Raw genomic sequence first — 13,897 nt, 5'->3', positions numbered from 1 at the left:
TTTCGCCTTTTTATTAAAACTTACTGAACAGTCGGAGAGATTAGCTGAAGTATTGGAATGGATTAATACTCAGAAAAGTCAAAATTAAGATGATTTTGGGAATTAATATTCATGGCTTACTATTGAAAAACTTAGAGGGAATCACAGCTAATGATTTGGTTCAAGTTTTAGCTGACACTCTCACAAAATTGCACAAAGATAATGAGCAATTAAGTTTGATTTTCTTGCCTCACGATAGCCTTATTGTTAATGGTATTAATGATGAAATCTTATCAAAAAAAATCATGGAAAATCTTTCATCTGAAGTTGCCTCATGCTGTTTTAAAATTCCTTTTCCCTGTTTAGCTAGAGAAATTAAAGCAATAGTTAAACATATAGATTGTGTACTTACTGGGAGGATGCATTTGGGTGCATCTCATATTTGCAAAAATACTTTTTTCTTATATATTCCCTATTCCCTATTACCTGTTCCCTGTTCCCTGTTCCCTGTTCCCTAAAAGCGATAAATTTTTGGCTTTATTCTTGCATTGAGATGCACCCATGCATTTAGGCATAGCTTGTTTAGAACAAGGTACTCCAATTGCTTGTATTACTTATCAGGGAAAATTTGAAGATCTCTACCAACACTTTAACCTTGAACCTTTATTTATCGAACCGAAAAAACTATTCGTTCTCAATCAAGATGAGCTGGTAGAATTAGTCCATAAATTAATTGCTCAAAAACAAAGTTTCCACGAAAAAATCATCAGTAAACTCGATAGTGTCAAAGAACTTTACCGAGCAAATTTTACTTCTATCTAATTTTTTCTAACTGAACGAACTTTCGACTTAATTTAATATCAGGAAAAATTAAAGCTTAGAAAGAGAAACTCAACTCTCTAAGATGTTGATTGAGAAAAACAATCTGAGATTTGTTTGGAGAAAATTTCAAGTAGTATAATTTAACTGAAATTAATGTATCTCACAGTAGATATGAAATCGTATATAAAAATTTATCCAATAATATAAAAGGGAATAAAATTATGAAATTGATGCACGATGGACTCAAAGATTTTTTGCTACTAGAAGAATATATAGAGTCTCAAAAAATTGGATTTATTTCTTTAGAAGTTCCTCTTCCGAAATGGATTCTAAATTTCAGTCAATCTATTAAATACTCAATAGGTTTACAAATTCGCCGTGAGTATCGCCACATTTCAATGGGTTTAACATCCCTCAAATTTTCTGATGTTGATACTATTTTTATTTTCGAGGTTTACAATCAACATTTACTCTTTGTTATGCCTTTATTAGCCATCATGGCATTACGAGGGAAAAAAGTTTTAATATGTCTACATGGTAATCAACAATTTGCGATGACTAACAAAATTAAATTTTGGGGATTACTGTATCTAAAAGCTTATTTAAAACTATTTAAAAAACTCAAAGTTGTTTCTTTTGAAGTAGATGATGATGTGCTGCCTGAAAAATTTAGATTACCAGAGGAATCTAAATATATAATTCCTCATCCTATTATCAGTGAAGCTAAACCTAAATTTTTACCAGGAGAAAGAATACCTTCTAATATTCCAATTAAAATTGGTGTTGTGGGAATGATTCGCCCAGATAAACCAATTGCTCAAGTAATTGAGAAATTACAAGAATATATTAAATCTTCAGAGCATCAATGCGAACTGATAATTGGAACACCTTTTGGTCAGAAACCAAATTATTTAGACCAACTTAATGTCACTCTTTATGACACTACTGAACAAGAAGACTATATCCAGATTTTAACTGAAATAGATATTTTGGTTATTCATTACGACAAAGACCGTTATTACTACCGAACCAGTGGAGTAATTAGTGATGCTGCTTCTTGTGGATGCTATATTATTGCTTCTGATTATCCTGTTATTCAACATCAAGTTAGTTGGCCGGAAAAAATAGGTTCTACTTTTTCTGATTTTAATGAAATTAGTAATCTTATAGATGAGGGTATAGTTCATATTCGAGAAAAAGGACAGGATAATCACTGGTTGTGGCGAGAAGGAAGAACTGCTAAAGCGATCGCTAAAGTTTTATTTCCTGATAATTATAAGTTAGATACTAAAGTTGAAAAAGGGGAGTTAGGTGCTACTGAATTAGGAAATAATAGTTGAGATTTTCCTAGTTTCAACAGAAATATAGGGTTTCTCAAGTTACTGAGGTACAGTTGTTTTTATTTTTTTATATTACTGAATTATTAATTATTAATAATTAAATAATTTTGGTTTAAAGCCTCCCTTTTAAGGGGAAAAAAAAGCGGTCGAGGGATGGCGAGGTCTCCTCGCCATATCCAATCGACCAAGAGAAGAAATAATATCTCCTTATATTCAATTCCGTAACGGTTTTAACCAGAGGTAATTATCAATTATCTATTATCAATTATCAATTAATGAACTACTTTATTCCCGCACAACAAACGAATTTTTTACCGATAAATTGTGGGTATGCGCCTCCCATTTTAAGTGGATAAAAAAAAGAGAATATTCCCGTTCTCAAGCCTCCTTATTGCAGAGGTACTAATAACTGATAACTGATAACTGATAACTGATAACTGATAACTGATAACTGATAACTGATAACTGATAATTGATAACTGAAATGACCTCATGCTTCTTGGGAATTACTATAATAATTTTAATTTTTTTTGTATCATGTATCAAAGCAGTATTGACATTTTTGTTCGGGTTAATTGTTGTATTATCTGAACCGTATTGATTTAAAAAGCGTTTTTTCAGGGAATGCTCTGCAAATAGATACTATTATCTATACACAAATTTTTAGGCTGATAGCTAATAGCTAATAGCTGATAACTGATAGCTAGTTAAAATCAATATGATTTATTGTCAAATAATGTAAGCATTTCCTGCGGAATGCTTACATTATCAATTATCAATTATTGAAAGCCAACTTTGGTAGTAATTTGGTAGTAATATTTAATTCTGCCTCAATTAGTAAAGCTTTTATTTCAAACTAAAAACAATAGCTGATAGCTGATAGCTGTTTGCGCAGCAGTCCGCAGGAAATGCTTACCAAATAATTATGAATAATCTTCCTAAATTCTCTTATAAATATCCAACTCTTGAGTCAGGAACTTTGATTAAACGTTATAAAAGGTTTCTGGCAGATATAGAGTTAAAATCTGGGGAAATAATTACTGCTCACTGTGCAAATACTGGTCCGATGAAAGGAGTTTGTACTTCTGGTAGTCCTGTGATGGTTTCTCATAGTAATAATCCTAAACGAAAGTTGGCTTATACTTGGGAATTAATTCAAGTAACAGATAATGAACCAACTTGGGTAGGAATTAATACGGCTTTACCTAATCGAATTATTAAGTTAGCTTTGGCAGAATATTTATTTCCTGAATTGGGAGATTATCGTGAAATTAAACCAGAAGTTGTTTATGGGAAAGATAAAAAAAGTAGGGTAGATTTTAAGTTAATTACTCAGAGTCAAAATATTTATCTTGAGGTTAAAAATACGACTTGGGCAAATCAACGGATTGCTTTATTTCCAGACACAGTTACAGAAAGAGGACAAAAGCATTTGCGAGAATTAATTGAAGTAGTAAAAAAAGGGGAAAGAGCAGTATGTTTATTTTTTATAAATCGTGGAGATTGTTATCAGTTTTCCCCCGGAGATATTGCTGACCCTGATTATGGTCAACTCTTGAGAGAAGCTGTTAAAAAAGGGGTAGAAATTTTGCCCTGTAGATTTGAAGTTACTCCCCAAGAAATTCGCTATTTAGGTATGGCTGAATTTATTAATTAGGGTGCTTTATATTGATGAAATAATTTATCTTTTCTGTGGCGCGTTTAATACCCAACCGTCATTTCAGTTATCAGTTATCAGTTATCAGTTATCAGTTATCAGTTATCAACGGGGAAGTTTAAAATTGTTTGGGGTTTGTAGACACGAAGTGGCCGTTCGTTGACTATCCATAAGCAATTTTCCCTTCTTCCTTCTTCCTTCTTCCTCCTTCCTTCTTGAATTTTGTAGACAGGAATTGGCCGGTCGTTGACTATCCATAAGCAATTTTCCCTTCTTCCTTTTGCCTTCTTCCTTTTGCCTTCTTCCTTCTTCCTTCTTCCTTCTTCCTTCTTCCTTCTTCCTTCTTCCTTCTTCCTTCTTCCTTCTTCCTTCTTCCTTCTTCCTTCTTCCTTCTTCCTTCTTAAATTATGAACCAAAATATTTCAATGTTGATTAAAGCCTGTAATAATCTAGGCTATGAATATGAAATTCTACATGAATCTGGAAATTTAGTAGTAGTCAAAAATCAAGGTAAATCTCATATATTTGTGAATTGGACAGCACCGCTAAACTCATCATCAATTACTCATTTATGCCGTGACAAAGAATACTTTTATCAATATTTTAAATCCTATATCAATATTCCCAAAACTAAGGGTTACTTAAATCCTAATTGTAATGAATTATATTCTAGTTATGTTAAAGATTCTCATGTAGAAGAAATAGCAAATAATATTGAGCAAAACTTTGACTATCCTGTTGTACTGAAGAAAAACCGAGGCTCAAAGGGAAGAAATGTATTTAAGTGCAATGAGAGAAGTCAAATCATAAATTCCCTTGATACAATTTATGATTTAAGCAATTACAAATACGATTATATTGCTATTAGTCAAGAATATATTCAGATTCAGAAAGAATTTAGAGCTTTGTTTCTAGAAGGTAATTTACATTGTGTATATGAGAAGAGTATTACTGGAGCAAAATTTGTCGGAAATTTAAGTAGACTGCATTGGGAAGGGGCAAAAGCTAAGATTGTATTAGATATAGATTTTTTAGAACGAATACAATCTTTCTGTAAACCCATATTTCAAAATAGTGAATTAAGATATACGGGATTAGATATAGCTCTAGATACAAATAATAAACTTTGGTTAATTGAAGCTAACTCTGCACCAGGATTTAATTATTTAGTTAGAGACTGTGGGGAAGAATTAGTAATAGAATGGTACAGGAAAACACTGCTATTAATATTCTGTCAATAACATTACTCCAAATAATAGTTTACTAATTTGATTACTTCGGTGTTTCCTATCACCATATCTTCTATTGATTAAAAGTCTAGAATATCTCAAAACTAAAATTAAGATTTCTATTCTATCTTTCAGAAAAAAACTTTGTATCGTTCAAACAAAAAAATGTTAACTTTACCAAAAAAACTTACAATTTTAATCACAATACTTCTACTGATACTTGCCAGTGGATGTTCTCTACTTTTAAAACCTTCTCCGAAAGTTCATATCACTCTAGGAAACCCAAGTAATGCCACAGCTACTATCGAAAATACAGATAATTATTTAATAGAAAAACCTCAATATGTATTGTCATATAACCGGGATAAAGGAACAGCCAATTGGGTAAGTTGGCAACTGAATAAATCTTGGTTAGGAAATGTAGAAAGACAGGATAATTTTCGCCCTGATGATAGTTTACCTGAAGACTGGTATCAGGTCAGACCTAGTGATTATCGAAATAGTGATTATGACCGAGGACATTTAATTCCTTCCGCAGACCGTACAGCTAATGAAGAAGATAATTCAGCTACATTTTTAATGATAAATATAATTCCTCAAAGCCCAAAGAATAATCGTGAAACTTGGCGGGAATTAGAACAATATTCTCGTGAACTTGTACAACAAGGAAATGAACTTTATATTATTGCTGGAGGGTACAGAAAAAAAGCAACTCTTGCCAAAGGTAAAGTAACTATTCCTAGTCGTACATGGAAAATTATAGTAGTGGTAAATCCTGGTTCTGGAGTGAGAGGAGTTAATAAAAATACTAGAATTATTGCAGTGGATATGCCTAATTCAAATCGGATTAGAAGTGACTGGAAATATTACCGAGTTTCAGTAGATCAAATTGAAACTGAGACTGGTTATGATTTTCTTTCAAAAGTTCCTAAAGAAATTCAAGATGTAATTGAAAGCAGAATTGATAACCAGTAGATAAGTTAAAATTAAGAGGTTCAAAATTGACTTCAATAAGGTGGTAGTTTTTAGGTCGTAGGTGGTAGGTTTTAGGTTTTAGTTGAAAATTTTCGAGTACATATATATATATAGCAATCAGGAATAATATGTGAGAATTGAGGTGTTCCTTTAAAGTATAGAATATAGCTAGTTATCTTATTTATATATATTCGCTTCTTCCCTATTCCCTATTCCCTATTCCCTCCATACCTAAAACAAAAGTCTCCAAGAACTCACAACTAACATCATATTGCTATAGTTTCCAGATAAGTTGTGAAACTAGAGAAGGAAAGAGGGAATAAGCAAAAGTGGTAAAAATATTTCTCTTAGACAGGGAAATCATTAGTCTGTATTTTAAACAACTCTTTTGTGTGCTGTAAATTATCATTTTTTTTCTGTTGTCAAAAATTTTATCTGTAGAAAAAAAATTACCTAATTTGAAATTAATTTTCCCATACTAAAAGATTATCAAAATATTATATGTAGACATTTTAAATAGGTAATGTACATCAAAAAAATTTGGATTAAGTTTTAAATGTACTTTCTCAGACTATCCCAGATAATATCATGTCCGTTCGTATCGTTTGTGTAATTCCAAGGGTGAATATCTACAGGAAATTTAAGTTTTTTCAGTCTTTTAAGCCTTCTTCCTTCTTCCTTCTTCCTTCTTCCTTCTGCCTTTTGAAATTAATTTTCCCATACTAAAAGATTCTCAAAATATTATATGTAGACATTTTAAATAGGTAATGTACATCAAAAAATTTGGATTAAGTTTTAAATGTACTTTCTCAGACTATCCCAGATAATATCATGTCCGTTCGTATCGTTTGTGTAATTCCAAGGGTGAATATCTACAGGAAATTTAAGTTTTTCAGGCTTTTAAGCCTTCTTCCTTCTTCCTTCTTCCCTCTTCCTTCTTCCCTCTTCCTTTTGAAATTAATTTTCCCATACTAAAAGATTATCAAAATATTATATGTAGACATTTTAAATAGGTAATGTACATCAAAAAATTTGGATTAAGTTTTAAATGTACTTTCTCAGACTATCCCAGATAATATCATGTCCGTTCGTATCGTTTGTGTAATTCCAAGGGTGAATATCTACAGGAAATTTAAGTTTTTTCAGGCTTTTAAGCCTTCTTCCTTCTTCCTTCTTCCCTCTTCCTTCTTCCCTCTTCCTTTTGAAATTAATTTTCCCATACTAAAAGATTATCAAAATATTATATGTAGACATTTTAAATAGGTAATGTACATCAAAAAATTTGGATTAAGTTTTAAATGTACTTTCTCAGACTATCCCAGATAATATCATGTCCGTTCGTATCGTTTGTGTAATTCCAAGGGTGAATATCTACAGGAAATTTAAGTTTTTTCAGGCTTTTAAGCCTTCTTCCTTCTTCCTTCTTCCTTCTTCCTTCTTCCCTCTTCCTTTTGAAATTAATTTTCCCATACTAAAAGATTATCAAAATATTATATGTAGACATTTTAAATAGGTAATGTACATCAAAAAATTTGGATTAAGTTTTAAATGTACTTTCTCAGACTATCCCAGATAATATCATGTCCGTTCGTATCGTTTGTGTAATTCCAAGGGTGAATATCTACAGGAAATTTAAGTTTTTTCAGGCTTTTAAGCCTTCTTCCTTCTTCCTTCTTCCCTCTTCCTTCTTCCCTCTTCCTTCTTCCTTCTGCCTTTTTCCTTCTTCTCCTAGAAAATACCTATATCTAATTATTTTTTCCTAAATTCAAGTTTCAACAGAAACTGTAGCTACACCTGCATAATCTCCTGTATTTGTCTTACCAACTATATAAACATCTTTTCTAACCTCACCCACCTTATAAACCTTTAAATCACTCAAATATTGCTTCATCATACTGACAAGTTTCTGATATTTCCTTACCACTTCAGACTCTTGTGCATTATGCCAACTTCTTTCTGTAATTACCACTCTAAAAAAAACTTCAAATTCTATTACTTTAACCGTAGTCTCTAAAGAATGTTTAGTAATTTTCAAAACAATTTCATTATTTAATGAAACTACCTCTCCAAATTCCCAAATAAAAACTTCAAAAGGATAATCAGATTCACTCATCCATAGCAAACCTTTTACCAGTTCATCTAATTGTTCAAAAATTTCTAAATTAGTTAAAGCCATTGTCATTAATGCTGAAATTACTAATACATTTATAGACTATTGAGGTGAAATATCTAATCCTCGTTTACCTCCCCATAGCCCAACACATCAATAATAAGCGTTGCTGAATTAAGGGATAAAACTTTTCGGAGAAGGTACATCCCATGTTTTGTTTTTTATCAAAATAATTGGGTCGCGCAACCCCCCCTTTTAAGAGGAAATATTTTTAGAGCGAAGCTCAAATCCCCGTTACAAAAATAATTTCTGAGTTGTGACTTGTGACTTCGTTAAACTTCCTGTGTTCGAGAGCCTAAAATTCATCCCGCACTCTATGCAACGCTATATATTTACTCATCTAGAAGCGATGTAGCTACCGCACTTGCTCTGCCAAGGCAATATTCACAAATCCAGAAAAATCTCATCCTGTGAAGCACCAAAAAAACGGCAAGGTATTTCCCCTTGCATCCTCAAAAAAATCATAGTAGTATGTAATCATTGGGTTCTACTCGCCCCTACGCATGACTTTTTATTCAACGCCAAAACAGCATATCGTTACTGAATACATATAGAAGTGATACTCACACCATCAAAGCAGAGAAAACTATCATCCAGTGAAGCACTAAGACAAAGAAGTGGCAAGAAGTGGCGACACCGAAAAATTTTCACCCCATCAACAGATCCATATATTTACTCATCCAGAAGCGATCGCGATATTATATTATTCACAAATCCGACATCATCTTGTGAAGCACCAAAAAAACGGCAAGGATTTTCCCCTTGCATCCTCAAAAAAATCATAGTAGTATGTAATCATTGGGTTCTACTCGCCCCTACGCATGACTTTTTATTCAACCCAAAAACAGCATATCGTTACTGAATACATATAGAAGGGATACTCACACCATCAAAGCAGACAAAATTATTATCCTGTGAAGCACTCAAATAAATGAAGTGGCAAGAAGTGGCGACACCGAAAAATTTCCACCCCATCAACAGATCCATATATTTACTCATCCAGAAGCGATCGCGATATTATATTCACAAATCCTACATCATCTTGTGAAGCACCAAAAAAACGGCAAGGTATTTCCCCTTGCATCCTCAAAAAAATCATAGTAGTATGTAATCATTGGGTGCTGCTCGCCCCTACGCATGACTTTTTATTCAACCATAACCCATCTAAGAGCTACGGTTTAGTAGGAATCTCCGCGCCTGATCGCCGGAGAGGATGTCAAGTCATTCCCCTGCCTAGTGCAGGATGGCAGAAATAAGTGACCAGTTACAAAATCCTAAAACCCTGGCCAATCAAAAATGATTGACTTTTAACTTTTGACTTTTAACTTCCGCGTAGCGGTACTAGACTGACATTTCCTGCGGAATGCTGCGCAAATAGGCATTTTTTCTCCCTGAAAATGTCTAAACATCACTATATTGTTAGTCAAAAAAATTAATAAATATAGCTCGAATTACCCCTCAATAATTACAGTAAGATAAGTATTAATAATAGTATTTTTACTTAGAAAATAAATTATCGCTGCCAGCCAAACAAAAATCAAAAATATAGTAAACCCTGAATCTTGAAGTTTTTCAAAAAAATAACTAAATCATTCCTCCATCTACCCGTAAATTTTTTTCAAAAATTGCTCGTTCTAGTGTTTAAAATTACAGCTAAAATCTTCAAAAACAACTATTAATTATTCCAAAATGTTTGGAAAATAATTATATTAACACCCAACAACTACCCTTGAATATATTTTGATGACTAGGCGATCGCTAAAATAACTTATTTGATTGTTTTTGTATCACTTTTAGCTTTCAAAATCACAAAAATAAACCAATTTTGAAATCAGAAGTCAAGAGTAGAATATAACTCTAACTTTTAATTTTTGATTTTTTGCTGATTTTCTAGAGTGTTTCTAACATTTTGAGGCACTCTCAGAATTACCTCCTCGCCCTTGACCAAAAAGTAAGGTCAATAGTCTCCCATTTTAAGGGGATGAAAAAAAATCAACTTCAGTATTTTCTTGCCTCCCTATTCCATGAGGTACTGATAACTGATAACTGAAATGACTTGCACGAAGCAATATTAGGTTGTCTAAAATACATATGTAAACTAATTAGGGTTTGCTGAATAAAGTATGAGTGCTACGGGTAGGAGTCAGGAGTTAGGATTCAGAAGTCAGGAGTCAGGATAAACAGGGAATTTAGATGAGGTAGAAGTAAGAATTGTCCCTAAATTTTTTTGTCCTTGATTTGCCCAAAATGCTAACTTTTTGAACGTTTTAGACTAAAACAAGGGCACTTTTTGGGAATCTCAGAAGGCTAAAACCTTTATCTGTCAATACTTTGATATTTGATCGGTAAACCCTAATTAAATTATCACCAGTAGAGGAAACATTTATGGCAATGACTATGGTTGAAAAAATCCTGGCCAAAGCGTCAGGAAAATCTACCGTTACCCCAGGAGAAAATATTTGGATCGACGTAGATGTTCTAATGACCCATGATGTGTGTGGTCCTGGAACTATTGGCATTTTCAAAAAAGAATTTGGCGAAAATGCCAAAGTTTGGGACCGGGAAAAAATCGTTCTCATCCCAGACCACTATATTTTCACCGCCGACAAACGAGCTAACCGTAATGTAGATATCTTGCGGGACTTTGCCCAAGAACAAAATATCAAATACTTTTACGACATTATCGATCGCTCAAATTTCAAAGCTAACCCAGACTACAAAGGAGTTTGCCACGTTGCTCTTGCTCAAGAAGGACACACCCGTCCAGGGGAAGTTTTGTTTGGTACAGACTCCCATACTTGTAATGCAGGTGCTTTTGGACAATTTGCCACAGGTATCGGCAATACCGACGCTGCTTTTATTTTAGGAACTGGGAAGCTGTTGGTAAAAGTTCCAGCAACTATGCGGTTTGTCTTGAATGGAGAAATGCCAGACTATTTATTAGCAAAAGATTTAATACTGCAAATTATTGGAGATATTTCTGTTTCCGGCGCTACCTACAGAACAATGGAATTTGCTGGCGAGACTGTAGAACAGATGACAATGGAAGAACGAATGACCCTTTGCAATATGGTCATTGAAGCAGGTGGTAAAAATGGAGTTATCGCTGCGGATGAAACTACTTTTAAATATTTGCAAGGTCGAACAGATAAAACATTTGAGTCATTTCATACAGATGAAAATGTGGCATTTTATAGCGATCGCTCCTACGATGTGACAAAACTAGAACCTGTGGTGGCCAAACCCCATTCTCCTGATAACCGGGAACTTGCACGCAACTGTAGGGATGTCAAAATTGACCGAGTTTATATAGGTTCCTGTACTGGTGGGAAAATTTCTGACTTTCTTCATGCAGCTAAACTTATGAAAGGTCATCAGGTGAAAGTTCCCACCTATTTAGTACCAGCAACTCAGAAAGTTTATGAGGATTTATTTAGCTTAAAACATGATGGAAAAACCCTCTCAGAAATATTTTTAGATGCTGGTTGTATTGAACCTGCCGCCCCCTCTTGTGCTGCTTGTTTAGGCGGACCAAAAGATACATTTGGGCGATTAAATGAACCAGAAATTTGTGTGTCTACAACTAATCGTAATTTCCCTGGTCGAATGGGGAATAAACAGGCACAAGTTTATTTAGCTTCTCCTTATACAGCAGCAGCTTCAGCCCTGACTGGATATGTGACTGACCCACGAGAATTTATGTAAGATTGTTGCTAGTTTATCGATAAACCATTTGGAAGTCAGGAGTCATAATTTAATTTTGTATGTAGAAATGGATAAATAAATTGTTGAAAAATATCCACTAAATCTGATATTGATTGATATTCCATATACAGCATGAATTAATTTTGACTCCTGGTTACTTTATATTGCTAATATCACAAAAGTTTCTGACACTTTAATCTTATAAATCAGGCGCTTTAGTTGAAAAAATCATCAATTTATCATTCACATTAAAGGAAATGCCACACAGAAAATTTATCTACCATCTTATACCAATTTGATAAATGTTTGTTACAAATGGTAGAAGTAATAAAGAAGGAAGAAGGAAGAAGGAAGAGGAGAAAAATATTGAAAAAAAGGGAAAAACGATAGATATAAATATCTAAAATGAACTGGAGCAGCTATTTTTAAGCATATCCAATCAAACTCTACCATTTTGTAGCATTCTTTTTTCAAAGTGGTATTATAACCCAAGCGCTCTAGTTGAAAAAATCATCAATTTATCATCTACATCAGAGCGATCGCCACACAGAAAATTTATCTACAATCTCATAACTCAGAGGCTATAATTAAAAATTATTCAAAAAATGCCAAAAATTTTTCTATTTATGAACTTTTTCCTGATATTTTTCTATTAAACCTTAATTATTTAATTATTAATTATTAATTATTAATTATTAATTATTTAATGCCAATTTTTCCAAGGATTTTTAGATAAATTAGAATTAGTATATCTCTTGTCGTGAGATACTTCTTCTCCTATCCAGTCTGGCAATTCAACTTCTTGATTTTCATTATCAAGTTCAACTTCAGCCACAATTAAACCTTGATTATCTCCAGCAAACTCATCAACTTCCCAAATAAAATTACCATGAGAAACCTTATATCTAACCTTTTCAATTAACGGTGAACTACACAAAGTATTCAACATCTCTTGAGCATCTTCAACTGGAATAGAATACTCATATTCTGACCGTGAATTACCCACAGAAGGTCCTTTAATAGTTAAATAGCCTTGGTCTCCCGCAATTCTTGCCCTTAATGTTATGCCATCTTCTGTAGACATATAACCTTGACGATAAACTTGTCCCACAGCTTGATTACGCCACCCGTTGCCTTTAACTAAAAACTTACGTTCTATTTCTATTGCCATTTTAATATTTAAGAACTTTTGAGAATTAATACAATGATTATTATCATAATGGGAGTTTCCGGTTCTGGTAAATCTACTATTGGAAAATTATTAGCAAAATCTCTAGATTATGACTTTTATGATGCCGATTATTTTCACTCCCAAGCTAATATAAAAAAAATGAGTAGTGGTAATCCTTTAAATGATACAGACCGGATTCCTTGGTTAATAGAAATGAGAAATGCAATTGAGCAATGGTTAGATAATAATAAAAATATTATATTAGCCTGTTCTGCTCTGAAAAAAGCTTATCGTCATCTACTGATAAAAGAATCACAAAATATTAAACTTATCTACTTGAAAGGGTCTTTTGATTTGTTTGCCCAAAGACTAAGGGAACGAGAAAATCACTTCATGAAAGTCGAAATGCTAAGAAGTCAATTTGACGATCTTGAAGAGCCAGAAGAAGCAATAATAATAGATATAGATGTTGTAAAATCTCCAGAATATATTGTAAATTCTATTAGGAATAGTTTGTAGAAATTTTATAGTAGGTAACAGGTAACAGGCAACAGGCAACAGGCAACAGGCAACAGTAGGAAAAGTATTTAGGGTTTGCGCTCAAAAGTCTTTTAGTAGGAGTAGGAGACAGGAGAAATGGGAATGAGCGAGGAGGTAGAAGTAAGAATTGTCCCAAAATTGTTCTGCCTAAATCTTGACCAAAATCCTAAATTTTTGAAGCATTACCACTTAAAATCTCGCACTTTTTGATACTTAAAAAGGCTAAAACCTTGATCTATAAAAACTGTTAGATTTAATCAGCAAATCCTATTTATATATCTAAGTTTCATCATCACTTTTGACTTTTAA

General features: G+C 33.1%; 12 protein-coding genes. 9 read left to right on the top strand and 3 right to left on the bottom strand.

The annotated features are described in order from the left end of the window. Positions 1–89 precede the first annotated feature (89 nt). The 4 genes from SAGCYANO_RS27130 to sfsA all read left to right on the top strand — a co-directional run bounded on the left by SAGCYANO_RS27130 (position 90) and on the right by sfsA (position 3,798). Positions 90–497 carry a hypothetical protein gene (locus SAGCYANO_RS27130; protein WP_202222927.1) on the top strand — a complete coding sequence of 136 codons (408 nt, stop codon included), beginning with the start codon at positions 90–92 and terminating at the stop codon, positions 495–497. A gap of 43 nt (positions 498–540) precedes the next feature. After that, positions 541–801 carry a hypothetical protein gene (locus SAGCYANO_RS27125; protein WP_202222926.1) on the top strand — a complete coding sequence of 87 codons (261 nt, stop codon included), beginning with the start codon at positions 541–543 and terminating at the stop codon, positions 799–801. A 221-nt stretch (positions 802–1,022) separates the two neighbouring features. Then, positions 1,023–2,141, top strand: coding sequence for a glycosyltransferase (locus SAGCYANO_RS27120; RefSeq protein WP_202222925.1), 1,119 nt, complete (start codon positions 1,023–1,025; stop codon positions 2,139–2,141). Between the two features lie 925 nt (positions 2,142–3,066). After that, entirely contained in the window at positions 3,067–3,798 is a 732-nt protein-coding gene (gene sfsA, locus SAGCYANO_RS27110; protein WP_202222923.1) for a DNA/RNA nuclease SfsA, read from the top strand. A gap of 98 nt (positions 3,799–3,896) precedes the next feature. On the opposite strand, the gene SAGCYANO_RS27105 is transcribed toward sfsA, so the two are convergent. Further along, the gene (locus SAGCYANO_RS27105; protein WP_202222922.1) at positions 3,897–4,214 is read right to left on the bottom strand and encodes a hypothetical protein; all 318 of its coding nucleotides are present in this window, start codon (positions 4,212–4,214) and stop codon (positions 3,897–3,899) included. Between SAGCYANO_RS27105 and SAGCYANO_RS27100 the strand changes: the two genes are divergently transcribed. Both SAGCYANO_RS27100 and SAGCYANO_RS27095 read left to right on the top strand, forming a co-directional pair. Next, the gene (locus tag SAGCYANO_RS27100) at positions 4,206–5,039 is read left to right on the top strand and encodes a RimK family alpha-L-glutamate ligase (protein ID WP_202222921.1); all 834 of its coding nucleotides are present in this window, start codon (positions 4,206–4,208) and stop codon (positions 5,037–5,039) included. The two genes, SAGCYANO_RS27105 and SAGCYANO_RS27100, sit on opposite strands and share 9 nt — an antisense overlap. A 153-nt stretch (positions 5,040–5,192) precedes the next feature. After that, complete coding sequence (locus SAGCYANO_RS27095; protein WP_202222920.1) at positions 5,193–6,002, top strand: DNA/RNA non-specific endonuclease; 810 nt, start codon at positions 5,193–5,195, stop codon at positions 6,000–6,002. Between the two features lie 1,765 nt (positions 6,003–7,767). Here the strand turns inward: SAGCYANO_RS27095 and SAGCYANO_RS27090 are convergent. Further along, entirely contained in the window at positions 7,768–8,178 is a 411-nt protein-coding gene (locus tag SAGCYANO_RS27090; protein WP_202222919.1) for a nuclease A inhibitor family protein, read from the bottom strand. A 550-nt stretch (positions 8,179–8,728) separates the two neighbouring features. On the opposite strand from SAGCYANO_RS27090, the gene SAGCYANO_RS27085 reads away from it, so the two are divergent. Both SAGCYANO_RS27085 and SAGCYANO_RS27075 read left to right on the top strand, forming a co-directional pair. Beyond that, a complete protein-coding gene (locus SAGCYANO_RS27085) occupies positions 8,729–9,034 on the top strand; it encodes a hypothetical protein (protein WP_202222918.1) in 306 nt (101 codons plus the stop codon). 1,523 nt (positions 9,035–10,557) lie between these two features. Further along, positions 10,558–11,877 (top strand): 3-isopropylmalate dehydratase large subunit, encoded by a 1,320-nt coding sequence (locus SAGCYANO_RS27075; RefSeq protein WP_202222916.1) that lies wholly within the window; start codon positions 10,558–10,560, stop codon positions 11,875–11,877. A 703-nt stretch (positions 11,878–12,580) separates the two neighbouring features. On the opposite strand, the gene SAGCYANO_RS27070 is transcribed toward SAGCYANO_RS27075, so the two are convergent. Beyond that, on the bottom strand, positions 12,581–13,048 hold the full coding sequence (locus tag SAGCYANO_RS27070) for a CYTH domain-containing protein (RefSeq protein WP_202221380.1): 468 nt from the start codon (positions 13,046–13,048) through the stop codon (positions 12,581–12,583). Between the two features lie 33 nt (positions 13,049–13,081). Here SAGCYANO_RS27070 and SAGCYANO_RS27065 point away from each other — a divergent pair, with 33 nt between their 5' ends. After that, a complete protein-coding gene (locus SAGCYANO_RS27065; RefSeq protein WP_202221381.1) occupies positions 13,082–13,567 on the top strand; it encodes a gluconokinase in 486 nt (161 codons plus the stop codon). Positions 13,568–13,897 lie beyond the last annotated feature (330 nt).

The sequence above is a fragment of the Okeania sp. KiyG1 genome (genome assembly GCF_014132355.1).
In the GTDB taxonomy this organism is placed as follows: domain Bacteria; phylum Cyanobacteriota; class Cyanobacteriia; order Cyanobacteriales; family Microcoleaceae; genus Okeania.
Note: the sequence above shows the minus strand (reverse complement) of the source record. Positions and strands in the feature narration are given on the sequence as shown.

Bases quoted from the DNA above. Each gene is read 5' to 3' on its own strand.
- SAGCYANO_RS27090 (WP_202222919.1), bottom strand. From the start codon at position 8,178: ATGGCTTTAACTAATTTAGAAATTTTTGAACAATTAGATGAACTGGTA.
- sfsA (WP_202222923.1), top strand. From the start codon at position 3,067: ATGAATAATCTTCCTAAATTCTCTTATAAATATCCAACTCTTGAGTCA.
- SAGCYANO_RS27125 (WP_202222926.1), top strand. From the start codon at position 541: ATGCATTTAGGCATAGCTTGTTTAGAACAAGGTACTCCAATTGCTTGT.
- SAGCYANO_RS27075 (WP_202222916.1), top strand. From the start codon at position 10,558: ATGGCAATGACTATGGTTGAAAAAATCCTGGCCAAAGCGTCAGGAAAA.
- SAGCYANO_RS27100 (WP_202222921.1), top strand. From the start codon at position 4,206: ATGAACCAAAATATTTCAATGTTGATTAAAGCCTGTAATAATCTAGGC.
- SAGCYANO_RS27120 (WP_202222925.1), top strand. From the start codon at position 1,023: ATGAAATTGATGCACGATGGACTCAAAGATTTTTTGCTACTAGAAGAA.
- SAGCYANO_RS27130 (WP_202222927.1), top strand. From the start codon at position 90: ATGATTTTGGGAATTAATATTCATGGCTTACTATTGAAAAACTTAGAG.
- SAGCYANO_RS27065 (WP_202221381.1), top strand. From the start codon at position 13,082: ATGATTATTATCATAATGGGAGTTTCCGGTTCTGGTAAATCTACTATT.
- SAGCYANO_RS27070 (WP_202221380.1), bottom strand. From the start codon at position 13,048: ATGGCAATAGAAATAGAACGTAAGTTTTTAGTTAAAGGCAACGGGTGG.
- SAGCYANO_RS27095 (WP_202222920.1), top strand. From the start codon at position 5,193: ATGTTAACTTTACCAAAAAAACTTACAATTTTAATCACAATACTTCTA.